This window comes from Micromonospora sp. NPDC049523 (assembly GCF_040676775.1).
GTDB lineage: Bacteria > Actinomycetota > Actinomycetes > Mycobacteriales > Micromonosporaceae > Micromonospora_G.
In genome coordinates, this window is record NZ_JBFAPP010000013.1 from 198,559 (window position 1) to 222,105 (window position 23,547).

Below are 23,547 nucleotides of genomic sequence, written 5' to 3' on the forward strand. Positions count from 1 at the left end.
CGACGGCCGGCCGGCCGTGCCCACCAACGACGGAGGGACCCCGTGACCACCACCCGCCTGCCGAGCGCCGGATTCTCGATCACCATCCGGATCGGCGTCACCGCTGACGCCTCGGCCATCGGCCGGCTCACCACCTGCGTCGGCGAAGCCGGCGCGATCGTCACCGCCCTGGACGTGGTCGACTCCGACCCGACCACGGTCATCGTCGACCTCACCTGCGACACCGCCGACTCCAACCACGCCGACCAGGTGGTGAAGTCGCTGACCGCGCTCGACGGCGTGGACGTACGCAAGGTGTCCGACCGTACGTTCCTGCTGCACCTCGGGGGCAAGATCGAGGTCACCCCGAAGGTCGCGCTGCGCAACCGCGACGAACTGTCCCGCGCGTACACCCCCGGGGTGGCCCGGGTCTGCCTGGCCATCGCAGAGAACCCGGCCGACGCCCGTCGGCTCACCATCAAGCGCAACACCGTGGCCGTGGTCACCGACGGGTCGGCCGTACTCGGGTTGGGCAACCTCGGACCGGCCGCCTCGCTGCCGGTGATGGAGGGCAAGGCGGCGCTGTTCAAGCGCTTCGGTGGGGTGGACGCCTGGCCGGTGGTGCTGGACACCCAGGACGTGGACGAGATCGTCTCGATCGTGCGCGCCATCGCCCCCGCGTACGGCGGGATCAACCTGGAGGACATCGCCGCCCCGCGTTGCTTCGAGGTCGAGGCCAAGCTGCGCGACCTGCTCGACATCCCGGTCTTCCACGACGACCAGCACGGCACCGCGATCGTCGTGCTCGCCGCGCTGACCAACGCCCTGCGGGTGGTGGGCAAGCGCCTCGCCGACGTCAAGGTGGTCGTCTCCGGAGCCGGCGCCGCCGGTACGGCGATCATGAAGCTGCTGCTACGTCAGGGCGTCGGCGACATCATCGCGTACGACCGGGCGGGTGCCCTGCACCGCGGGCTGGCCGACGCCAACCCGGCCTGGCAGTGGCTGGCGGAGAACACCAACAAGGAGAACTACAGCGGCGACCTGCCCGGGGCGATCCGGGGCGCCGACGTGTTCATCGGGGTGAGCGCGCCGAACCTGCTCACCGGCGACGACATCGCCGGCATGGCGAAGGACTCGATCGTGTTCGCGCTGGCCAACCCGGACCCCGAGGTCGACCCGCGGGAGGCCCGCAAGTACGCGGCCGTGGTCGCCACCGGCCGGTCCGACCAGCCGAACCAGATCAACAACGTGCTCGCCTTCCCCGGCGTGTTCCGCGGCATGCTCGACGCGCACGCCGAGGAGTTCACCGAGGAGATGGCACTCGCGGCGGCTCAGGCGATCGCCGACGTGGTCGGCGAGGACAAGATCAACCCGACGGTGATCGTGCCCAGCGTCTTCGACGCCCGGGTCGCCACCGCGGTCGCGGCCGCCGTACGCGCCGCCGCCCAGAACCCCGCTCCCGCCCCGGCCGCCGACCCGGGTCCGGCCGACCTCCCCGAGATCGCAGCCACCGCCGCCGCCCCCACCGCCCCCCTGGCCAACAACACCAACTGACCCGACCCCACCCCATCCCCATCCCCGTCCCCATCCCCGTCCCCACCCCACCTCGCCCGCGGCGATCTTGCACTTGTGGTGGTTCACAAGTCCGGATGAGTTACCTAATTCCGGACACCACAACTGCAAGATCGCGGGCGGAGCGGGCGGGAGGGCGGGGCGGGAGGGCGGGAAAGAGGGAGGGCGGGCGGGGTTAGGGCGGGGGGATGAGGGTGCCTTCGGCTACGAGGAGGGCGGGGCCGGCGAGCCAGGCGCTTTCCGGGTCCACGGTGATGGTCAGGCGGCCGCCGGGTACGTCGACCGCGACCACACCGCCGCTCAGGCCGGCGTCGCGCAGGGCCACCGCGGCCACCGCCACCGCGCCGGAGCCGCAGGACAGGGTTTCCGCCGATCCGCGCTCGTAGACCCGCATGAGCACGTGCAGGTCGGTGCCGGCCACCGGCTCGGCCGGGGTGACGAACTCGACGTTGACCCCGGCCGGGAAGAAGTCGGGATCGAAGCCGGGTGCCCGGGTCAGGTCCAGCGCGGAGAGTTCCACCCCGGCCGGCAGTACGCAGACCAGGTGCGGGTTGCCGCAGTCGACCGCCGTACCGGACAGGGTCACCCGCTCGGGCCCGTCCAGCCGGTCGGGGTCGGGTCGCGGGGCGAGGGCGGTGACCGCCGTGCTGTTGCCGTACAGCCGGGGGGCACCGAGGTCGACGGAGATCTCCCGGTCCGCGACCACCACGTGCCCGACGGCGGCCGGACCGACCACGGCCCGGACCACTCCGGCGCGGGTGGCGATCGGCAGCCCGCCCTCGGCCGGTTCGGCGAGGCCTCTCTCGATCAGGTAGCGGGTGAAGACCCGGACCCCGTTGCCGCACATCTCGGCCACCGAGCCGTCGCTGTTCCAGTAGTCCATGAACCACTCGGCGTCACCCGCGTACGCGGCGCCGGCCGGATGCTTGGCCGCCCGGATCACCCGCAGTACGCCGTCCGCGCCGATCCCGCGCCGCCGGTCGCAGAGCGCGGCGACCAGGGTCGGGGTGAGCGGAAGTTCGCCGTCCGGATCGGCGAGGATGACGAAGTCGTTGCCGGTGCCATGTCCCTTGGTGAAGTGCACCAGCCCATCATTCCCGATCATCGGCGTTGTCATCCCCGAGCCTGCTCCCGAGCCGCCTCGACCGCCTTCAGGCCGGCCTCGACCAGGTCCGACCGGCCCGCGTCGAGCCAGCCGATCCGCGGGTCGCGACGGAACCACTTACGCTGGCGGCGGACGAAACGCTGGGTCGCGTGGATTGTCTCGGCGCGTGCCTGTGCCTCGGTCAGTTCCCCGTCGAGCTGCCGCAGCACCTGCTGGTAGCCGAGCGCCCGACCGGCGGTCCGGCCCTCGCGCAGTCCGCGTCCGGCGAGTTCGCGTACCTCGTCGACCAGGCCGGCCGCCCACATCAGGTCGACTCGCAGGGCGATCCGCTCGTCCAGGATCGCGGTGTCCCGGTCGACGCCGAGCTGCACGGAGGCGTACCAGGGCTTCGGGTCCGGCAGGGCGGCGGTGAACGGCCCGCCGGTCAGCTCGATCACCTCCAGCGCGCGGACGATCCGCCGCCCGTTGCCGGGCAGGATGCCGGCCGCCGCGGCCGGGTCGACCGTACGCAGCCGGGCGTAGAGCGGCGCCGGGCCGGTTCGGGCCAGTTCCTCCTCCAGCCGGGCCCGCAGGGCGGGGTCGGTGCCGGGGAACTCGAACTCCTCCAGTACCGCCCGGACGTAGAGGCCGGAGCCGCCGACCAGCAGCGGCACCCGGCCACGGGCCAGGATGTCGTCGACCGCCGCGCGGGCCAGCCGCTGGTACTCGGCCACGCTGGCGGGCTCAGTGACGTCCCAGACGTCCAGCAGGTGGTGTGGGACGCCGGCCCGTTCGGCCGGGGTGAGCTTGGCGGTGCCGATGTCCATGCCCCGGTAGAGCTGCATCGAGTCGGCGTTGACCACCTCGCCGCCGAGCGCTTCGGCCAGGCCGATGCTCAGCGCCGACTTGCCGGCCGCGGTCGGCCCGACGATCGCGACCACGAGGCTCATCGCCGCTCCTCCCGCGCCCCGGCAGCCCCAGCCTGTTCGCCCTCGGTCTGTGCCCAGGTGGCCACGAAGTAGCCCACGCCGTAGGGGGCCGCGTCGTAGGTCAGATCACCGGTCCAGCCGGCACCGCCTGCCCCGGCGGCTCCGGCGAGCACCTGCCACGGCGCCCGCCCGGCCACCCGCAACTGCGTCGAGACCCCCGGGTCCAGGCCGAGCAGCGCGTCGGCGTCCGCGCCGGCCAGGGCCGCCGCAACCCGCTCGTCGTACGCGACCGCGCGCGGGTCGTCGTAGCCGGGTGACTTCTCCCCCCGGCAGGCCGACCCGTCCCCGAGTACGAGCAGCGCCACCCGTGGCCGGTGGTCGGCCAGTCGCGCGCCGAGCGCGGCGCAGTCCCCGGCTGGCGTGGCGGCGTCGACGGTGTCCAGCCGCAGGTCCGGTCCGGTGAGGTCGTGCCGGCTGAGCAGCCAGCCACCAACCAGCAGGCTCAGCGGCCCGAGCGGCCGGTGGGGCCCGTCGCCGAGGAAGAATCCGGAGTCCACTCCCCAGGGTGCGAAGCTGCCGACGTACGGCGCGGGAAGGGTTTCTGTGCGGTCGCCGCCACCGAGCACCACCAGCACGTCGGGAGCGACGGAAAGTAGTTGCGTGATCGCGGCGTCTGCGGCGTACCGTAGGTCATCGAGTTCCGCGGCGGCCGAGCCGGCGATCTCGGGCACGATCATCGGCGGGTGCGGACAGACGGCGGCGGCGATCAGAGACACGCCACCACCGTAGCCGGGTTCGGACCTTACACCCGCTTGCACACCGATCGGGCCATGGTCAAGGACACCGTATGGTCACGGTCGACCACAGGCGCTCGACGCGGACCCGGTTGGACCTGTGACAATGCCGGGGAGAAACTTCGCTGCAATATGACTGCGCCGTGGCGGCGACCCCGGGGGACCCCTCTCTTCGGTGGCGCCGGGAGAACGAGGATGGGCACATGAGCGACTGGACGGCCTTCGGACGGGTGGACGCGGACGGCACGGTCTACGTCAAGACGGCCGAGGGCGAGCGGGTGGTCGGTTCCTGGCAGGCCGGGGCACCGGAGGAGGGGCTGGCGCACTTCGCCCGCCGCTTCGCCGACCTGGTGACCGAGGTGGACCTGATCGAGGCGCGGCTCAACTCCGGCGCCGCGGACGCGGCGCACTCACTGGCGAGCGTACGGCGGCTGCGGGGCTCGCTGGCCGAGGCGCACGTGGTGGGCGACATCGACGCTCTCGGCGCCCGGCTGGACAAGTTGGCGGGTGTTGCCGAGGAGAAGGCGGGCGAGGCCCGAGCGGCCCGCGAGACGGCCCGGACCGAGGCGCTGGCGCGCAAGACGGCGCTGGTCGAGGAGGCGGAGAAGCTCGCCGCCGAGTCGACCGGCTGGAAGACTGCCGGTGACCGGCTCAAGGAGATCCTGGACGAGTGGAAGGCCATTCGCGGGGTCGACAAGAAGACCGACGGTGAGCTGTGGAAGCGGTTCGCCGCCGCGCGGGACGGGTTCACCCGCCGCCGGGGCGCCCACTTCGCCACCCTGGACGCCCAGCGCAAGCAGGCCCAGGGCGCGAAGGAGGACCTGGTCACCGAGGCCGAGTCGCTGGCCGAGTCGACCGACTGGGCGGTGACCGCGAACCGTCTCAAGGACCTGATGACGCAGTGGAAGGCCGCCCCGCGCGCGTCGAAGGAGGCCGAGCAGAAGCTCTGGGACCGGTTCCGGGCCGCGCAGGACGCGTTCTTCTCCCGGCGGAGCGAGGTGTTCTCCGCCCGGGACAACGAGCAGCGCGGCAACCTGGAGCGCAAGCAGGCCCTGCTGGCCGAGGCCGAGGCGCTGGACGTGGACACCGACCCGCGGGCCGCGCAGGCCAAGCTGCGGGAGATCCAGGGGGCTTGGCACGACGCCGGCCGGGTGCCGCGCGAGGCGGCCGCCGGGCTGGACCGCCGGCTGCGGGTCGTGGACGAGAAGGTACGGCAGGCGATGGACTCGGCGTGGCGGCGTACCGAGCCGTCGGCCAACCCGTTGCTGGTGCAGATGCGCGACCAGGTGGCCGAGGCCGAGCAGCGGCTGGCCCGCGCCCAGGCGGCCGGGGACGCCAAGCGGATCCGGGAGGCCGAGTCCGCGCTCGCCGCCAAGCGGCAGTTCCTCCAGCTCGCCGAGCAGGCGAGCTGACCCGATCGCACCGCCCGCGATGCCGGGCGAGCCCAAGGGCCTCCTCCCACCGTGCAGCGGTGGCAGGGGGCCCTTTCGCCTGTTCCGGTCCGAGCTGAGGCTTTACATCGATTCAAATCCATGGTTGCATCAGGAAAGCGCTTGCCTCGGGCATGCGAGCGCGGGAGCCAACTCTCGATCACGGTTCGATCCGTACGGCGGGACAAGCCGGACGACGTCGATCCGGCAGGTCACCGGCGCCGCCTTGGGCACGGCCACCGGAGGTGATCCGCCGCCCGGCGCCGCTTTCCCGCCAGTGACCAAGGAGAGCCACCATGCTCGCACGACGGCGCCGGATGGCGCTGTTCAGCACTGCCGCCGCAGCAACCCTCACCCTCGCCGCGACCGGAATCGTCACCGCCGTCAACGCCCACGCCGCCGCCGGCTGCCAGGTCAGCTACTCGGTGGGTAGCCAGTGGCCCGGCGGGTTCAGCGGCAACGTCACCGTCACCAACCTCGGCGACCCGCTCAGCGGCTGGACGCTGCGCTGGTCGTACGCGGCGGGGCAGCAGGTGACGCAGGCCTGGAACGCCACCGTCACGCAAAGCGGTGCCCAGGTCAGCGCGGCCAACGTCGGCTACAACGCCAACCTCGCCACCAACGCCAGCGTCACGGTCGGCTTCAACGGCACCTGGAACAACTCCAGCAACCCGGCGCCGACCAGCTTCAGCCTGAACAACGTGGCCTGCACCGGCAGCGTCGGGCCGACCACCCCGGGCACGAACCCGACCACGCCAGGGCCGAACCCGACCACGCCCCGGCCGACCACTCCGCCGCCGACGACGGGTCCGACGCTGCCCCCGCAGACCGGGCTCGTCGGCTGGGCCACCCAGAACGGCGGCACCTCCGGCGGCGGCAACGCCTCACCGATCACCGTCTCCGACTCCGGTGGCCTGACCAGCGCACTCGGCTCCACCAGCGCCTCGGTCATCCGGGTCTCCGGCACCATCTCCTGCTCCGGCATGCTCCGGGTCCGGTCGAACAAGACCATCCTCGGCATCGGCTCCGGCGCCACCATCAGCGGCTGCGGCTTCAACATCAACGGCGACCGCAACGTCATCATCCGCAACCTCAACTTCCGCGGCTGGGACGACGACGCCATCAACGTCCAGGAATCAGCCACCAACATCTGGATCGACCACAACAGCTTCACCGACGGCTACGACGGCGCCGTTGACGTCAAGCGCGGCTCCGACTTCGTCACCGTCTCCTGGAACCGCGTCTACGGCCACGACAAGTCGATGCTGCTCGGCCACAGCGACGACAACGCCAGCCAGGACGTCGGCCACCTGCGGGTCAGCTACCACCACAACTGGTTCGACGGCTCGAACCAGCGACACCCCCGCGTCCGGTTCGGCAACCCGGTGCACGTCTACAACAACTACTACAACAACATCGGCGGCTACGGCGTCGCCTCCACCGAGGGCGCGGGTGTGCTCGTCGAGGGCAACTACTTCGAGAACACCGACGACCCGTACCACCTGGGTGAGGGCGATTCCGGGCCCGGCACCCTGGTCGCCCGGAACAACCATTTTGTGAACTCCGGCAGCGGTCAGACCGGCGGCAGCGTCGCCAGCATCCCGTACTCCTACCAGCTCGACACCGCCAGCAGCGTCAAGTCCATCGTCACCTCGGGCGCCGGCACCGGCCGGATCGGCCTCTGACCGGGTAGCGAAGGGCCCCTCGTACATCGGAGTCCGACGTGCGAGGGGCCCTTCGAACGCCCGTAGGTGCGGGGGTCAGCGGTCGCAGGCGCTGACGGCCGCGGTCGCGGCGAGCGGCGGTGCACCGATGGTGGGCAGACCGAGCGACACCGCCGACGTACGCGGCACCCGACCCGCCTCGTACGCGTCACCGGCCCGCGTCCGGCGGTGGGCCAGCGGCGCCCCGTCGGCGTTGAGGTGGTGCGGCGCCGCGTAGGTCACCACCGTGTGCACGACGTCGCCGGGTCGGATCGAGCCGGCGTCGGGACCACCGTCGAAGTGCACCAGTCGGCCGTCGCGCGCCCGGCCGGACATCCGCCCGGTGCGCTCGTCCTTGCGCCCCTCACCGACCGCTACCAGCAGCTCGACCGGCTCGCCGACCAGCTTCTTGTTTTCCGCCCAGGTGATCTCCTCGACCGCGGCGATCAGCCGCTCGTACCGCTCCTGCACGACCTGCTTCGGCAGTTGGCCGTCCATGGTCGCGGCCGGGGTGCCGGGACGCTTCGAGTACTGGAAGGTGAAGGCGGAGGAGAAGCGGGCCTCGCGTACCACGTCCAGGGTCCGCTCGAAGTCGGCCTCGGTCTCGCCGGGGAAGCCCACGATGATGTCGGTGGTGATCGCCGCGTCCGGCATGGCCGCCCGGACCTTCTCGATGATCCCGAGGTAACGGTCCGACCGGTACGAGCGCCGCATCGCCCGCAGTACGTCGTCGGAGCCCGACTGGAGCGGCATGTGCAGGGAGTGGCAGACGTTCGGTGTCTCCGCCATCGCCGCGATCACGTCGTCGGTGAAGTCCTTCGGGTGCGGGCTGGTGAACCGGACCCGCTCCAGCCCGTCGATCTCACCGGTGGCGCGCAGCAGCTTGCCGAAGGCGAGCCGGTCACCGAACTCCACCCCGTACGAGTTGACGTTCTGCCCGAGCAGCGTCACCTCCAGTACGCCCTCGGCGACCAGTGCGCGTACCTCGGCGAGCACGTCGCCGGGCCGCCGGTCCTTCTCCTTGCCGCGTAGCGAGGGCACGATGCAGAAGGTGCAGGTGTTGTTGCAGCCGACCGAGATCGACACCCAGCCGGCGTAGGTCGACTCGCGCCGGGTCGGCAGGGTCGACGGGAAGACGTCGAGCGATTCGAGGATCTCCACCTCGGCGCTGGAGTTGTGCCGGGCCCGTTCGAGCAGCACCGGCAGCGAGCCGATGTTGTGGGTGCCGAACACGACGTCGACCCAGGGCGCCTTGCGGACGATCTCGCTGCGGTCCTTCTGCGCCAGGCAGCCGCCGACCGCGATCTGCATGCCGGGGTGTTTGTCCTTCACCGGGCGGAGATGACCGAGGTTGCCGTAGAGCCGGTTGTCGGCGTTCTCGCGTACGGCACAGGTGTTGAAGACCACCACGTCCGGGTCGTCGACCTCGGCGGCACGCACGTAACCGGCCTGCTCCAGCAGGCCGGAGATCCGTTCCGAGTCGTGCACGTTCATCTGGCAGCCGTAGGTCACGACCTTGTAGCTCTTCGACACTGTCGCGCGCCCCTCTCCCACGGCCACCAAGCGTAGCCGTCTGCCTCGTCCCGCCCAGGTCGGGTGGGTGCGCCGGCAACGCCCGGCGGAAACGGCCGGCACCGCCGTACGGCCCATCGGTGGCAGAGTAGGCGCAGGGAGCCCCGACCGGCGGGCCGGCGCCACCCGGGTGCCCGACCCCAGCCGGGCCCACGGGTACGGCGGACGGGCCGATCGGGTCCCCGAGCGCCCCGGACCAGTCCCCGAGCAGCCCCGGACCAGGAGGAACCATGTGCCGCAGCATCAAGACCCTGCGTGAGCCGTACGCCGAGGAGGTCACGGTGGCCGACATCGAGGCGGCGGCATTGCAGTACGTACGGAAGATCTCCGGCTTCCGCGCACCGGCGGCGCACAACGCGGCGGCGTTCCAGGCCGCGGTCGACGCCGTGGCGGAGGCCACCCGGACCCTGCTCGACCAGCTCGTGGTCCGGGGCAGCAGCGCGGCCCAGGCCGGCGCAGGCGACACCCGGACCGCCACGAACGCCGGCTGAGACCCAGACCGCCACGAACGCCGGCTGAGACCCGGACCGGCGCGGGACGGCGCTGCTGACGGCGGGCCCGATCGTCCGCGACCAGCCGCCCCGGCAGCGCCGGACGGACGGCCCGGCCGTCCGCGCGAGCGACGCGCCACGGCGAGCGGTCGTGCGGGCCGCCCGATCGAGCACCGGGGCAGGGCCGAGCAGTCTCGCGGCCCGCGGACGAGGGCCTGGCCCTCCGAACGGCGAGCGGCCGGCAGCGGTCAGGCGGCGGCGAGGGCCGGGACCACCGAGTCCGGCCCCCACTGCGACTGGTGGCACTGCGACCACCGGCACCGCGGACTGTGCGCGCTGCACAGCCGAAGGTCGCTCAGGATGTCGCCGTCGTCGTCCTCACGGACGTCGAGGTGCACCGGCCGGATCGTGCCGTCGGATCCGACCAGCAGGTGCCGGCCGGGGTCGAGGGTGTCGTCCGCGAGCAGGCACGGCCGGCCGAGTCGCCGGGCGAAGGCCGCGATCACGGTCACCTCCGGCAAGCCGTCCGGGATGCCGTAGCAGTCCACGGAGGTGGGGAACTCCCCCGGCCTGAGCCACACGTCGCACACCACCGCGTCGAGTGGCAGCCGGGCAGGGTCGGCCGTGTTCAACGGCACCACCGCCAGGCCGAGTACGTCGCCGAGCGCGGAGCAGACCTCCGCGACGGTCATCCGGTCGTCGATCTTCCAGTTCCACAGCTCGGTCACGCCGCCTCCTCGCTGTGCGCAGCCACGGCCGCAGCAACGGCCCCTACTGACGATGGTGACCGGCAGCCGACGCCGAGCGGGGCTAAGTTACCGGTCTGTGACCATTTCTGCCGAAATCCGCCTATCCCATTACCTTGTGTAATCGAGTGGTGACACTCTACCGCTCTCGATTTTCCCCCGCACTCACTTAGCGTATTCCAGTCGCTGCAGTAGGTTTGCCGACACCCGGCGGTCCCGTACGGACGCTCTCCGGAGCGTGGGGCGTCGCGTCCCGGACCGGGCCGAGTCGCCGATCCGACGTACCGATGGCCGTCATGGTCCGGCGTGGAGGCGGGCGGGTGCCCGATGGCCCTCCGGGTCCGCGAAACCGACGCGGTCCCGCAGCTCGGTCGGGCGGGTTCGATTCCCCCCCGCCTACGCAGGAGTTTTCGCAGGCCAAGACCCGTACGCCGGCTGTCCGAAGCGGACCGCTCGGGCAGACCGGACCACCTCGTGGTCCGGATCGCGTTACCGCCCCGTGACCAGATCGTTTGCGTCGCCGCACGTCAGGTCCCCTACAGTTGCCTAACCAAAGCAGACTGGGGCCCACGACAGGGGCCACAGACCAGACAGGTGGGGGCATGACCGCGGCGACCGACCAACCGCTCATCAAGCTTGACGGGGTCAACAAATGGTTCGGCCCGCTCCATGTGCTGCACGACGTGAACCTCTCCGTCAACCGCGGTGAGGTGGTCGTCGTGATCGGGCCGTCCGGTTCCGGCAAGTCGACGCTCTGCCGGGCGATCAACCGCTTGGAGCCGATCAACTCGGGCACCATCGTCTTCGACGGCCAGCCGCTGCCGGCCGAGGGCAAGGCCCTGGCCCGCCTGCGCAGCGAGGTCGGCATGGTGTTCCAGTCGTTCAACCTCTTCGCGCACAAGACGATCCTGCAGAACGTCACGCTCGGGCCGGTCAAGGTACGCAAGGAGAAGCCGGCCGCCGCGCGGGAACGCGCCCTGGCACTGCTGGACCGGGTGGGTATCGCCAACCAGGCCGACAAGTACCCAGCCCAGCTCTCCGGCGGACAGCAGCAGCGGGTGGCGATCGCCCGCGCCCTGGCGATGCAGCCGAAGGCGATGCTTTTCGACGAGCCGACCAGCGCGCTGGACCCGGAGATGGTCGGCGAGGTGCTGGACGTGATGACCTCGTTGGCCCGCGAGGGCATGACGATGGTGGTGGTGACGCACGAGATGGGCTTCGCCCGGCACGCGGCGAACCGCGTCATCTTCATGGCCGACGGCCAGCTCGTCGAGGACGCTCCCCCGGAGGAGTTCTTCGCGAACCCCCGCAGCGAGCGGGCCAAGGACTTCCTGTCCAAGATCTTGACGCACTAGGCGTCCAGTGTGGAGCGCCCCGGGTGGGGGCGACCGTTCGTCGAAGAAGGAGATGTAGATGCGTATCTCGCGAGTGGCCACGCTGGCCGCGGTCGCGGCCCTGACCCTGGGTGTTGCCGCGTGCGGCGGTGACGACAGTGACGACGCCGGCACGGCGCCCGAGAGCAAGAGCTTTGCCGCCGGCACCACGATGGAGAAGCTGAACAAGGCTCAGAAGATCATCATCGGCACCAAGTTCGACCAGCCCGGCTTCGGACTCAAGGGCCTGGACAACAAGCCGGCCGGCTTCGACGTGGAGATCGGCAAGATCATCGCGACCGAGCTCGGCATCCCGGAGAGCAAGATCGAGTACATCGAGACCCCGTCGGCCGTCCGCGAGGAGGTCCTCGAACAGGGCAAGGCCGACATCGTGGTGGCGACGTACACCATCAACGACAAGCGCAAGGAGCGGATCGACTTCGCCGGTCCGTACTACGTCGCCGGGCAGCACATCATGGTCAAGGCGAGTGACTCCAGCATCACCGGCCCGGACTCGTTCAAGGCCGGCGGCAAGAAGGTCTGCTCGGTCGCGGGTTCGACTCCGGCCGCGAACATCGAGAAGTACCTGGCCGACAAGGTCGCCCAGCTGGTGGTCTTCGACGTCTACCAGAAGTGCGTCGACGCGCTCAACGGCGGTCAGGTCGACGCCGTCACCACCGACAACGTGATCCTCACCGGCTTCATCGCCAAGAACGAGGGCAAGTTCAAGCTCGCCGGCCAGAAGTTCACCGACGAGCCGTACGGCATCGGGGTCAAGAAGGGCGACACCGCCTTCCGCGACTTCATCAACGACACCCTGGAGAAGATCTACGCCGACGGTCGCTACGCCAAGGCGTGGACCGAGACCGCGGGCAAGTTCGACTCGGCCGTGCCGACCGGCCCGAGCATCAACCGGTACTGAGTTCCACCGCTGGAGCTGGAGGGTGACCATGAGAGAGGCGTGTCCGTGAGTGTGCTCGTCGACAACTTCGACGTCTTCGCCGGGGGACTCTGGGTCACCTTCCAGCTCTGTGTGTTCGCCGCGATCGGTGCCCTGCTGATCGGCACCCTCGTGGCGGTCATGCGGATCGCGCCGGTGCCACCGCTGCGGTGGATCGGTACGGCGTACGTGACGGTGTTCCGCAACTGTCCGCTGACCATCGTGCTGTTCTTCGCCGCCTTCGCGCTGCCGGCACTGGGGTCGAACGCCGATTTCCTGCGGATACCGGGGCTGACCTCGATCTCCAGCCGGCTCGGCAACGACCTGCCGTACTTCCGGTTCGCCATCATCGCGCTGAGCCTCTACACCGGTGCCTTCGTCTGCGAGGCGATCCGCAGCGGCATCAACGCGGTCTCGCCCGGACAGGCCGAGGCCGCCCGGGCGATCGGCCTGACCTTCACCCAGAACCTGCGGCTGGTTGTCCTGCCGCAGGCGTGGAAGTCGGCGATCGTGCCGCTGGGCAGCGTCATCATCGCAATGATCAAGAATTCCGCGCTGGCCGGCTTCTTCGGCGTGGTCGGCGACCTTTCCAGCTCCGGCACGAACCTGACCAGCCAGGGCGGCGAACCGATCATCCCGGTGTTCGTCGGCATCTGCATCGGCTTCCTGCTGATGACCGTGCCGCTCGGCCTCCTGCTGGACCGGGTCGAGCGACGCCGGGCGGTCGGGGTCCGATGAACGAGCGAAACATCGAGCGGTACGCGGCGCACGGCGAGGACTCGGCATGAACCAGCAGCAATCGGTGCTCTACGACAACCCCGGCCCGCGCGCCCGGCGGATCACGCTGATCGGCAGCGTGATCGCCGTCATCGGCATCGCCGCCTTCCTCTACTTCCTCGTCTACCGGCCGTTGGAGGAAAACGGCCAGTTCGAGATGGAGAAGTGGGGACCGCTGGTCGACCCGAACAACGAGGTCTTCCCGCTGGTCTGGGCGCGGCTGCGGGACGGCTTCATCGCCACCCTCAAGGCCGCCGGCCTGGCGGTCGTCGGCTCACTGGTCGTCGGCGTCGCGCTGGCCGTACTGCGGGTCCAGCTCAAGGCACTGCGGGAACGCCGCTTCGTCGGTCTGCCCGCCCCGGCCGCGCTCGGACTGCGGGCGCTGAGCTGGCTGCTCAACGCGATCACCCGGTTCTGCGTCGAGGTCTTCCGGGGCCTCCCGGTCGTGATCACCATCTTCTTCGTGGCGACCGCCCTGCCGGATCTCGGCGTCGACTTCGGCGACCGGCTCTGGTACCTGGTGCTGGGCCTGACCATCTACAACAGCGTGGTGATCGGCGAGATCCTGCGCTCCGGGATGGAGGGGCTGCCCGGCGGGCAACGCGAGGCGGCCCTTGCCTGCGGCCTCAGCTCGTTCCAGATCACCCGCATGATCCTGCTGCCGCAGGCGCTGCGCATCATGCTGCCAGCGCTGATCAGCCAACTGGTGGTGGTCCTCAAGGACACCTCACTCGGCTTCATCATCGGCTACGAGGAGGTGCTCCGGGTCAGCGCGTTCCTGATCGGGAACCTGGAGAACCCGATCCAGGTGTACGCCGTGGTCGGTGCCATCTACATCGTGCTCAACTACCTGCTCTCCAAGCTCGCCGAGTACGTCCAGCGCCGGCTCGCCAAGGGACGCAAGACGAAGGGCCTGCCCCCGATCGACGTCATGACGCCGGCCCGCGCTGGCGCCGACGGAAGCGGCGCAGCCGCCTGAGCCGAGCGATCCGTACGACCGAACCCGGGTCCAGCCCCACGGCTGGCCCGGGTTTCGTCTTGTCCGGGGCGGCCACCTGCCCGGTCAGGGGAGCTTCCGGCACCTGGCCCGGCGGTCGGCGGGCGATCCCTCAGCGGGCGATCTCGGTGACCCGGGACTCGCGTACGACGGTGACCCGGATCTGACCCGGATAGGTCAGCTCCTCCTCGATCTGCTTGGCCACGTCGCGGGCCAGCACGGCGGCACCGATGTCGTCGACGTCGTCCGGCTTGACCATCACCCGGATCTCCCGACCCGCCTGCATGGCGAAGACCTTCTCCACCCCGGACTTGCCGCCGGCGATCTCCTCGATCCGCTCCAGCCGCTTGACGTACGCCTCCAGGCTTTCCCGGCGCGCGCCCGGCCGACCACCGGAGCAGGCGTCCGACGCCTGGGTCAGCACCGCCTCGATGGTCTGCGGCTGCACCTCGTTGTGGTGCGCCTCGATCGCGTGCACGACGTCGTCGGACTCACCGTACTTGCGGGCCAGGTCGGCGCCGATCAGCGCGTGGCTACCCTCGACCTCGTGGGTGAGCGCCTTGCCGATGTCGTGCAGGAACGCGCACCGCTTGATCATGGGCGCGTCCAGGCGCAGCTCCGAGGCCATGATGCCGGCGATGTGCGCGGTCTCGACCAGGTGCTTGAGCACGTTCTGCCCGTACGACGTCCGGTAGCGCAGGCGACCGAGCAGGGTGACCAGCTCGGGGTGGATCTCGGTGATGCCGACCTCGACCAGGGCGTCCTCGGCGGCCCGCTGGCAGAGGCGCTCCACCTCGTGCCGGGCGGTCTCGAAGACCTCCTCGATCCGGTGCGGGTGGATCCGGCCGTCCAGCACCAGCTTCTCCAGGGTGAGCCGGCCGATCTCCCGGCGTACCGGGTCGAAGCAGGAGAGCAGCACCGCCTCGGGGGTGTCGTCGATGATCAGGTTGACCCCGGTGACGGACTCGAAGGCGCGGATGTTGCGCCCCTCCCGGCCGATGATCCGACCCTTCATCTCGTCGCCGGGCAGGTGCAGCACGCTGACCACGCTCTCGGCGGTCTGCTCACTGGCCACCCGCTGGATCGCGTCCACCACGATGTGCCGGGCCCGTTGGTCGGCCGTGTTGCGCGCGTCGGCCTCGATGTCCCGGACCAGGATCGCCGCCTCGCGCTTGGCCTGCCCCTCGATCGCCTCGACCAGCTCACCACGAGCCGCGTCGGCGGTCAGGCCCGCCACCCGTTCCAGCTCCCGCTTGCGCAGCTCCTCGGCCTCCACCAGGGCCGTCTCCCGGACGCCCAGCGCGGCCTCCCGCTCGGCCAACTCGGTCGTGGCCGCGGTCAGCCGGCGTTCCCGCTCGGTGAGCCGCTCGACCTCTTCGGTGTGCAGCCGCTCCCGCTCGTCCATCCGGGCGGCCCGCCGTTCGACCTCGACGGCCTGTTCCCTGGTGGTGGCCGCGAGGGAGGCGATCTCCCGCTCACCGCTGCGCCGGGCCGCGGTCCGCACCTGCTCGGCGTCGACCTCGGCCTGCCGGTGCGCCCGGTCGAGCACGGTGTCCGCCTCGACCCGGGCCGCGTCCAGCACCCGCCGAGCCTCCGCCCGTGCGGCACTCGCCTCGGCCTTCGCCGCGGCGGCCTCGGCCCGAGCGGCAGCAGCCGCGGACTTCGCCGTGTCCACCGTCGTGTACGCCTCGTCGGCGGCGGACCGCAGCGCCGCGAGCGACTGCTCCTGGCGGTCCTTCTCGGCCACGAAGGCGGGGTCGTCGGCTGCCGGTCCGGCCCCGGTGAGGCCGATCCGGCGCAGCGCCCGCGCGCCTAGGACCAACGCGGTGAGTACGAGGGCGGTCAGCACCGCGATCGCGGCGAGCAACCCCCACTCGAGCGCGGTCATGCCGACGCCTCACAGCGACTCGTACCGATGTCCCTGCGCCGCCCGGTCATGGCCGCCTCCCCTCACCGCCCCGGCGCCGGAGGGTCGCCCTCCTGGTGACGCGCCCTACGGCTGTCGAGACGCCCGACCGAGGCGGCTGGCCGAGGATAGGTTCCATCGGCGGTGTGTTGGTACACCGCCGGAGGCCGGGAACCCGTGTCGTCCCGTTACCGGATCGGCCTGTCCGGTAACGGGTTATCTGGCCCCTGAACTGGCCAAAGTGATGCCGTACTGTTACGCGATCTATGTTGTGCGTTTAGCCTGCGATGGTCGGGCAGTCTCACCTGTAACGCGAGGCTAGGTCGCGAGGGGCCCTTCGGTCAAGGACTCATGATCCAGCATGAGTCGGACGTACGGCACACGGATGCCTACCCGCAGCTCATGACGGGTGGGGCATACCCGGACGAGCCCGGCCGGTCGAGGGCCCTCGCAGGCCCCGTCGCGTCGGTTGCCGGCGTCCGGCGGCGCTACTCCCCCGCGCGGGCATCCCGGTCGAGCTCCGACTCGGCGTCGGCGAGCGCGTCCGGGTCGATGTACTCGGCGAACTCGGCCGCCTCGGCGCTCTGTGCCGCCAACGCGTCCTTCACCGCCCTGATCGCCACGCCGGGGGGATAGCCCTTGCGGGCGAGCATGCCCACGAGCCGACGGAACACCGCGTCCGGCTCACCCCGGGCGGTCCGCAGCTTGCGGTCCACCAGGGTGCGGGCGGTTTCGCTCTCGGTCGTCTCGTCCAGCTCGCCGAGTGCCTCGGCGGCGATGTCGCGGTCGACGCCGTGCTGGCGCAGCTCGTTGGCGAGCGCCCTGCGGGCCAGGCCCCGGCCCTGGTGGCGACTGGTGACCCAGGCTCGGGCGAAGGCGGCGTCGTCGATGATGCCGACCTCGTCGTAGCGGTCGAGCACCTGGTGGGCGACCTCTTCGCTGATGCCCCGCCGGGCGAGCGCGGTCGCCAGCTCGGCCCGGGTACGCGGGCGTACGGCGAGCTGGCGCAGGCAGATCTCCCGGGCCAGTTCCCCCTCGTCACGGGGCGGTCCGGCCGCGGCGGTGTCCCCGCTCCGGCCACGCCGTCGACCGCCGAAGCCACCCGGCTGCTCCGCGGCGCCACCGTCGGTACGCCCCGATGGCGTCGCGGCACCCTCCGGCCAGCCCTGATCGTCCTCGGACCAGCCGGTTGTGCCGGCGGCACCGGTCGCGTCGGTGTCACCGTTCGGATCGGCGCCCGCGGCCCGTCCCCGCCGCGAGCGCCCCGCTGTCCCGCCGCCCGATCGGGGCGGTGCGGCATCCCAGCCACGCCCCGACCTGGCCCCACGTCGTCCAGCCATGATGGAGAGGAAGACTCAGCGACCGGTCAGAAGTCCACCGGCGGCAGCTCCGGGCCGCCCGCGGCGTCACTCGGGCTGACCCCGACGCCGAGCTTCTCCAGGATCTTCTTCTCGATCTCGGCCGCCACGTCCGGGTTGTCCTTGAGGAACTCCCGGGCCTTCTCCTTGCCCTGGCCGAGCTGGTCACCGTCGTAGGTGTACCAGGCGCCGGACTTACGGATGATCGACTGCTCCACACCGACGTCGATCAGCGATCCCTCGCGGGAGATGCCCTTGCCGTACATGATGTCGAACTCGGCCTGCTTGAACGGGGCGGCGACCTTGTTCTTCACCACCTTGACCCTGGTCCGGTTACCGACCACGTCGGTGCCGTCCTTGAGGCTCTCGATCCGGCGTACGTCGAGCCGGACCGACGCGTAGAACTTTAGCGCCCGGCCACCGGTGGTGGTCTCCGGGCTGCCGAACATGACACCGATCTTCTCGCGGAGCTGGTTGATGAAGATCGCGGTGGTGTTGGTGTTGCTGAGCACACCGGTGATCTTCCGGAGCGCCTGGCTCATCAGCCGGGCCTGGAGGCCCACGTGGCTGTCGCCCATCTCGCCCTCGATCTCGGCCCGGGGCACGAGTGCGGCCACCGAGTCGATCACGATGATGTCCAGCGCGCCGGAACGGATCAGCATGTCCGCGATCTCCAGCGCCTGCTCACCGGTGTCCGGCTGGGAGACCAGCATCGCGTCGGTGTCGACCCCGAGCGCCTTGGCGTATTCCGGGTCGAGCGCGTGCTCGGCGTCGATGAAGGCGGCGATGCCACCGGCCCGCTGCGCGCTCGCCACCGCGTGCAGCGCCACGGTGGTCTTACCGCTGCTCTCCGGGCCGTAGATCTCGACCACCCGGCCACGGGGCAGACCGCCCACACCAAGTGCCACGTCGAGTGCGATCGAGCCGGTCGGGATAACGGCCATCTGGATCTGCGGCCGTTCGCCCAACCGCATCACCGAGCCCTTACCGAACTGCTTGTCGATCTGAGCGAGAGCAAGGTCTAGTGCCTTCTCCCGGTCAGGTCCTGGCGCCATGGTTGCCACCCCTGCCTTCGCCGGCGTCTTTGCTGAACTTTTCGTCACGCGCACACGCTAGGCGCTAGGTCCGACAGAAAACAGCCGACCGGCCGTGAGCTGTGGACGAGCACCCCGGTGTGGACAATAGCCGAACAGGTGTACGACAGCATGCACGACACGCCACAAGGCCATAACGGCAGCTCAGCGTAGTCGGGCCGGTACTCGATCGGGGTACGCGGCGACCACCGCACGCCAGACGACCACCGTCGCCTCACCCTCCGCGAGCGCCTGCTTGACCGTCCGTCCACCCAACTGGGACAGCACCTGGTCGGCGGCGATGCTGGTCGCGTACGCCGGGCCGAACACCTGCTCCAGCCGCGTCCAGAAATCCGTCAGCCGCACCGACCCAACCCCCTCGCGTCCACCCGACCCCGACCCCATCACCGGGCCGGCCGCGCCACCACCCGCCGACGCCGACCGCCAACGCTAGCGCCATCGGCACCGTCACCGCGAACGGGCGCGACACCGGTGTCCCGAGCGTGTCCCCGGGCGCACCTCAGGTCAGTGCCCCGGCGGCCACGGTCAGGTCGGCGACCAGTCCGGCGTACGCGTCCTCCCGGTTGTCGGAGCGCAGCACCGCCGAGGGGTGGATGGTGGCCAACAGCCGGGTCGGCTCGACCGGCCCGTTCGCGGTGGTCGACGGCCGGGTGAAGTCCTCCGGGCGCTGGGCGGACTCCGGCCAGGGCAGCAGCACCCCACGGTCGCGGGTGACCCGGAACGCCGGGCCGAGCAGCGCCTTCGCCGCGATGGCGCCGAGCACCACGACCACCTCCGGGTGCAGTACGGCGAACTCGGCGACCAGCCAGGGCCGGCAGGCGACGATGTGCACCTGGTCGGGGGTCTGATGTAGCCGCCGCTTGCCCCGCATGGTGTGCCGGAAGTGCTTGACCGCGTTGGTCAGGTAAAGCTGTCCGGGCTCAAGGCCGGCGTCGTCGACCGCCCGGCGCAACACCCGACCGGCCGGGCCGACGAACGGCAGCCCCTCCCGGTCCTCGACGTCGCCGGGCTGTTCACCGACCATCACCACCCGGGCGTGTGCGGCTCCCCGGCCGAAGACCGTCTGGTTCGCGTCGGCGTACAGGTCGCAGCCCTCGCACGAGGCCGCGGCCGTACGCAGCGCGGTCAGGCTCTTCGCGCGGGGCGGGACGAACTCCTGTGCGCCGGGGGCGGTCCGGGTCTGCGCCATGGACCTGTCCTACCCCGGCCCACCGCGCTCACACACCACGTCCCCTGACGGCACCCGGCCGGGGCGATCGCGGGGTGAGGATCTGCCCGGCGACGGTGGTCAGCCCGAGCACGGCTGGACCGCCCGCTCAGGCGCCGAACGGGGTCGGTGCGCCGATGCCGGTCGCGCGGAGCAGCGCGTCGGCCAGCGGTTCGATGTCGGCGTCGCCGAGCGGGCTGATGGTGATCCGGACGGCCGGTCCGGTGGCGAGCCGGTAGAGCGAGCCGGGCGCGACCGCGTAGCCGGCGTCGCGCAGCCCGGTCACCGTACGGATCTCGTCCGACACCGGCAGCCAGACGTTGATCCCACTGCGGCCGTACGCGGTCAGCCCGCGCCGGGCCAGCGCCTCCCGCAGGGCCTCCCGCCGCCGCTGGTAGCTCTCCCGGGCCGAGGTCACCTGGGCGGCCACCTCCGGATCCCGCCAGAGCCCGATGGCGAGCCGTTGCAGCAGAGTGGAGACCCAACCGGCACCGACCCGCATCCTGCCGGCCACCCGGGCCACGGTCGCCTCGTCCCCGGCGAGCACCGCCAGGCGCAGGTCGGGGCCGTAGGGCTTGCTGGCCGACCGGACGAATGCCCAGCTCCGGGTCACCCCGGCGAGGCTGTGCAGCGGCATCGGGGCGAGTTCGGCGGCGTGGTCGTCCTCGATCAGCAGCAGGTCGGGTCGGGCACCGAGCAGTTCGCGCAGGATCGCCGCCCGGTCGGCGGTGACCGCGGCCCCGGTCGGGTTCTGCGCCCGGCTGGTGAGCACCAGCGCCCGTACGCCGGACGCCAGCGCGGCCCGTACGCCGGCCGGGGTGGGGCCGTCGTCGTCGACCGGTACGCCGACCGGCTGGAAGCCCAGCGCGGCGACCAGGTCGAGCAGGTTGGCCCATCCTGGGTCCTCGACCCCGACCGGGTCGCCGGGGCGCAGGTGGGCGGTGAGGAGTCGTTCGATGCCGTCGAGCGCGCCACTGGTCACGGTGATCGAGTCGGTCGGCACCCCGTCGGCGGCCAGTCGCCGACTGGCGAGGTCGACCAGTTCCGGCAGCACACCGGCGTCGCCGTAGCCGACGGAGGCGCCCGCGGAGTGGGCGAGGGCGGCCAGGTGCGGCCCGAACGCAGGCAGCAGCCGGTGGTCGGGCTCGCCGCTGGCCAGGTCGAGCACCCCGGAGGCCACCGGGGGCAGTCGCAGCGCCGACCGGGACGCGGCGACGGGCGGCCGGGGCCGGATCCGGGTGCCGTTGCGTCCGGCGGTCTCCACCAGCCCGCGCTGGCGCAGCGCCTGGTACGCCTTGGCCACCGTGGCCGGGCTGACCGCGAGCTGTCCGGCCAGGTTCCGGACCGGTGGCAGGGCCGCACTCGCGGTCAGGGCACCGATGCGTACGCCGGTTTCCACGCTGGCCGAAATCTCGGCTGCCGTACCACCCTCGATCTGATAATGTGCTGCCACAGTTCTGAGACTGTACTAGAACAATCGGGGAGGCGCCAGGTGTACCAGCAGACGGAACGGACCACCGCGAACCGAGGCCGCAACCGGATGGGCTACCAGCGCGAGACCGCGCACGCGATCCTGGACGAGGCCTACCACTGCTCCCTCGCCTTCACCGTGGACGGTGAGCCCCGGGTCCTGCCCACCCTGCACGTACGCGTCGACGACACGGTCTACCTGCACGGCTCCACCGGTGGCCGCCCGTTACTGGCCGCCCGTGGCCCGGACGGGCTGCCGGTCTGCCTCAGCGTCACCCTGCTCGACGGCCTGGTCTACGGCCGGTCCCAGTTCCACCACAGCGCCAACTACCGCTCGGTGATCGCGCACGGCACCGCCCACCTGGTCACCGACCAGGCCGAGAAGGCGGCCGCGATGACCGCCCTGGTGGAGAAGGTGGGCCGGGGACGGGCCGCCGACAGCCGCCCACCGACCCGCAGGGAACTCGCCGAGACGGCGGTGCTGGCCCTGCCCCTGCGGGAGGTCTCGGTACGGGCCCGGACCGGGCCGGTGGTCGACGAGCCCGAGGACTACGACCTGCCGCACTGGGCCGGGGTGCTGCCGCTGCGGCAGGTCGCCGGCCCGGCCGAGCCGGACACCGGGGTCACCGCACCGGTCCCCGACTACCTGCGCCCGCCCCGCTCGCCCTGGCTCACCGCAGCACCGCTGACCGGCGCGCACGTACGACTGGAACCGCTCGACCCCGCCCACACCGACGAGTTGTACGCGGCCACCGACGACGCCGAGGTCTGGCGCCACCTCTCCCACCCGCGCCCGGCGAACCGGGACGACCTCGCCGCGATCATCGCCGAGGCGCTGCACGCCCAGTACCTCGGCACCCGGGTGCCCTGGGTGCAGCGCGACGCCCGGACCGGCCAGATCGTCGGCAGCACCTCCTACTACGAGGTCGACGAGCCCCGGCGGTCGGTGGCGATCGGGCACACCTTCCTGGGCCGGGCGAGTTGGCGTACCGGGATCAACACCGAGGCCAAGCTGCTCCTGCTCGCCCGGGCCTTCGACGAACTGGGCGCGGAGCGGGTGGTCTGGCACACCGACATCCGCAACGAGCGATCGCAGCGGGCGATCGAACGGCTCGGCGCCCAGCGCGAGGGGGTGCTGCGACGGCACCGGCAGCGGCCGGACGGCTCGTGGCGGGACACCGTGCTCTACGCCATGATCGCGGACGAGTGGCCGAAGGCACAGCTCGCGCTCCGGGAAATGCTTCGCCCGACGGCACCCCTGGGGTGATGATGACGCCCGTGCTGGGGATCACCGACATCTGGACCTACGTGCTGGGCACCGTCGCCATCGTGCTGCTGCCCGGACCGAACTCGCTCTTCGTGCTCTCGACCGCCGCCAAACGCGGCGTACGGGTCGGCTACCAGGCGGCGGCCGGGGTGTTCCTCGGCGACACCGTACTGATGGTGCTCTCCGCCGCCGGGGTGGCGTCGCTGCTCACGGCGTACCCGCCGATCTTCACGGTGATCAAGTACGGCGGTGCGGCGTACCTCGGTTATGTGGGGTTGACCATGCTGCGCGGAGCGTGGCGGCGCTGGCGGTCCCGCAACGACCCCGGAGCGCCGCGCCTGATCGACGGGGCCGAGCCGGCCCCGGTGCGTAACCCGTTCCGGCGGGCCACCGTGATCAGCCTGCTCAACCCGAAGGCGATCCTGTTCTTCATCTCCTTCTTCATCCAGTTCGTCGACCCGGACTACGCCTACCCGGCGCTGTCGTTCCTGCTGCTCGGGGTGATCGCGCAGGCCGCCAGCGTGCTCTACCTGACCCTGCTGATCCTCACCGGCACCTACCTGGCCGCCCAGTTCCGCCAACGCCGCCGCCTAGCCGCGGCCACCACCACCGGCATCGGCGTCCTCTTCCTAGGCTTCAGCCTCAAACTAGCCACCGCCACCACCAGCTAACCCCCACCCCCTCCCACCCCCTCCCACCCCCTCCCCCTCCCACCCCCTCCCCTCCCAGTGCGGCGATCTTGCAGTTGTGGTCCCTGACATAAGCCCTAAGTCAGTCATACGAGGCGCCACAACTGCAAGATCGCCGGGGGGTGGGGGCGCGGTCGACGTGGCCGACGACCTCGACGCGATCCGGGCC

The 23,547-nt window shown here is 71.2% G+C and carries 21 protein-coding genes; 10 read left to right on the top strand and 11 right to left on the bottom strand.

The features are described 5' to 3' along the window. Positions 1-42 precede the first annotated feature (42 nt). Positions 43-1,533 (top strand): NAD-dependent malic enzyme, encoded by a 1,491-nt coding sequence (locus tag AB0J90_RS21905; RefSeq protein ID WP_363598546.1) that lies wholly within the window; start codon positions 43-45, stop codon positions 1,531-1,533. Positions 1,534-1,726: 193 nt separating this feature from the next. On the opposite strand, the gene dapF is transcribed toward AB0J90_RS21905, so the two are convergent. From dapF to AB0J90_RS21920, 3 genes are read right to left on the bottom strand one after another with little or no spacing between them, the layout of a single operon-like run. Continuing rightward, positions 1,727-2,635 carry a diaminopimelate epimerase gene (gene dapF, locus AB0J90_RS21910; RefSeq protein WP_363598604.1) on the bottom strand — a complete coding sequence of 303 codons (909 nt, stop codon included), beginning with the start codon at positions 2,633-2,635 and terminating at the stop codon, positions 1,727-1,729. A 29-nt stretch (positions 2,636-2,664) separates the two neighbouring features. Further along, on the bottom strand, positions 2,665-3,585 hold the full coding sequence (miaA, locus tag AB0J90_RS21915) for a tRNA (adenosine(37)-N6)-dimethylallyltransferase MiaA (protein WP_363598548.1): 921 nt from the start codon (positions 3,583-3,585) through the stop codon (positions 2,665-2,667). Beyond that, complete coding sequence (locus AB0J90_RS21920) at positions 3,582-4,301, bottom strand: hypothetical protein (RefSeq protein ID WP_363598606.1); 720 nt, start codon at positions 4,299-4,301, stop codon at positions 3,582-3,584. Before AB0J90_RS21920 ends, miaA begins: the two co-directional genes overlap by 4 nt. Before the next feature lie 260 nt (positions 4,302-4,561). Between AB0J90_RS21920 and AB0J90_RS21925 the strand changes: the two genes are divergently transcribed. Together AB0J90_RS21925 and AB0J90_RS21930 are read left to right on the top strand one after the other, a co-directional pair. Next, positions 4,562-5,770 carry a DUF349 domain-containing protein gene (locus AB0J90_RS21925; RefSeq protein WP_363598550.1) on the top strand — a complete coding sequence of 403 codons (1,209 nt, stop codon included), beginning with the start codon at positions 4,562-4,564 and terminating at the stop codon, positions 5,768-5,770. Positions 5,771-6,084: 314 nt separating this feature from the next. Next, entirely contained in the window at positions 6,085-7,473 is a 1,389-nt protein-coding gene (locus AB0J90_RS21930) for a cellulose binding domain-containing protein (protein ID WP_363598552.1), read from the top strand. Between the two features lie 75 nt (positions 7,474-7,548). On the opposite strand, the gene miaB is transcribed toward AB0J90_RS21930, so the two are convergent. Then, the gene (gene miaB, locus AB0J90_RS21935; protein ID WP_363598554.1) at positions 7,549-9,045 is read right to left on the bottom strand and encodes a tRNA (N6-isopentenyl adenosine(37)-C2)-methylthiotransferase MiaB; all 1,497 of its coding nucleotides are present in this window, start codon (positions 9,043-9,045) and stop codon (positions 7,549-7,551) included. A gap of 248 nt (positions 9,046-9,293) precedes the next feature. Here miaB and AB0J90_RS21940 point away from each other — a divergent pair, with 248 nt between their 5' ends. Continuing rightward, positions 9,294-9,554: a DUF2277 family protein gene (locus AB0J90_RS21940; protein WP_363598556.1), complete on the top strand. Its 261-nt coding sequence runs from the start codon at positions 9,294-9,296 to the stop codon at positions 9,552-9,554. A gap of 248 nt (positions 9,555-9,802) precedes the next feature. Here AB0J90_RS21940 and AB0J90_RS21945 read toward each other — a convergent pair whose 3' ends face one another. Then, positions 9,803-10,282, bottom strand: a complete 480-nt coding sequence (locus AB0J90_RS21945) for a hypothetical protein (RefSeq protein ID WP_363598558.1) — start codon at positions 10,280-10,282, stop codon at positions 9,803-9,805. A 620-nt stretch (positions 10,283-10,902) separates the two neighbouring features. Here AB0J90_RS21945 and AB0J90_RS21950 point away from each other — a divergent pair. The 4 genes from AB0J90_RS21950 to AB0J90_RS21965 are packed head-to-tail and all read left to right on the top strand — an operon-like array spanning position 10,903 to position 14,369. Continuing rightward, a complete protein-coding gene (locus AB0J90_RS21950; protein ID WP_363598560.1) occupies positions 10,903-11,655 on the top strand; it encodes an amino acid ABC transporter ATP-binding protein in 753 nt (250 codons plus the stop codon). A 58-nt stretch (positions 11,656-11,713) separates the two neighbouring features. Next, positions 11,714-12,595 (top strand): glutamate ABC transporter substrate-binding protein, encoded by an 882-nt coding sequence (locus AB0J90_RS21955; RefSeq protein WP_363598562.1) that lies wholly within the window; start codon positions 11,714-11,716, stop codon positions 12,593-12,595. Between the two features lie 45 nt (positions 12,596-12,640). After that, positions 12,641-13,351, top strand: coding sequence for an amino acid ABC transporter permease (locus AB0J90_RS21960; RefSeq protein ID WP_363598564.1), 711 nt, complete (start codon positions 12,641-12,643; stop codon positions 13,349-13,351). 46 nt (positions 13,352-13,397) lie between these two features. Next, complete coding sequence (locus AB0J90_RS21965) at positions 13,398-14,369, top strand: amino acid ABC transporter permease (protein WP_363598566.1); 972 nt, start codon at positions 13,398-13,400, stop codon at positions 14,367-14,369. 130 nt (positions 14,370-14,499) lie between these two features. Here the strand turns inward: AB0J90_RS21965 and rny are convergent, their stop codons facing one another. The 6 genes from rny to AB0J90_RS21995 form a co-directional block, all read right to left on the bottom strand. Continuing rightward, on the bottom strand, positions 14,500-16,275 hold the full coding sequence (gene rny / locus AB0J90_RS21970; RefSeq protein WP_363598568.1) for a ribonuclease Y: 1,776 nt from the start codon (positions 16,273-16,275) through the stop codon (positions 14,500-14,502). 506 nt (positions 16,276-16,781) lie between these two features. Continuing rightward, positions 16,782-17,633: a regulatory protein RecX gene (locus AB0J90_RS21975; protein ID WP_363598570.1), complete on the bottom strand. Its 852-nt coding sequence runs from the start codon at positions 17,631-17,633 to the stop codon at positions 16,782-16,784. Positions 17,634-17,659: 26 nt separating this feature from the next. Further along, positions 17,660-18,706 (bottom strand): recombinase RecA, encoded by a 1,047-nt coding sequence (gene recA / locus AB0J90_RS21980; RefSeq protein ID WP_363598572.1) that lies wholly within the window; start codon positions 18,704-18,706, stop codon positions 17,660-17,662. Between the two features lie 183 nt (positions 18,707-18,889). Then, a complete protein-coding gene (locus tag AB0J90_RS21985; protein ID WP_363598574.1) occupies positions 18,890-19,090 on the bottom strand; it encodes a DUF3046 domain-containing protein in 201 nt (66 codons plus the stop codon). Between the two features lie 154 nt (positions 19,091-19,244). Next, the gene (locus AB0J90_RS21990; RefSeq protein ID WP_363598576.1) at positions 19,245-19,934 is read right to left on the bottom strand and encodes a UdgX family uracil-DNA binding protein; all 690 of its coding nucleotides are present in this window, start codon (positions 19,932-19,934) and stop codon (positions 19,245-19,247) included. A 127-nt stretch (positions 19,935-20,061) separates the two neighbouring features. Then, a complete protein-coding gene (locus AB0J90_RS21995) occupies positions 20,062-21,405 on the bottom strand; it encodes an aminotransferase class I/II-fold pyridoxal phosphate-dependent enzyme (protein WP_363598578.1) in 1,344 nt (447 codons plus the stop codon). 39 nt (positions 21,406-21,444) lie between these two features. Here AB0J90_RS21995 and AB0J90_RS22000 point away from each other — a divergent pair, with 39 nt between their 5' ends. Together AB0J90_RS22000 and leuE are read left to right on the top strand one after the other, a co-directional pair. Then, on the top strand, positions 21,445-22,689 hold the full coding sequence (locus AB0J90_RS22000; RefSeq protein WP_363598580.1) for a bifunctional pyridoxamine 5'-phosphate oxidase family protein/GNAT family N-acetyltransferase: 1,245 nt from the start codon (positions 21,445-21,447) through the stop codon (positions 22,687-22,689). After that, positions 22,689-23,360: a leucine efflux protein LeuE gene (gene leuE, locus AB0J90_RS22005; protein ID WP_363598582.1), complete on the top strand. Its 672-nt coding sequence runs from the start codon at positions 22,689-22,691 to the stop codon at positions 23,358-23,360. The genes AB0J90_RS22000 and leuE overlap by 1 nt, the downstream gene beginning before the upstream one ends. The last annotated feature ends 187 nt before the right edge of the window (positions 23,361-23,547 follow it).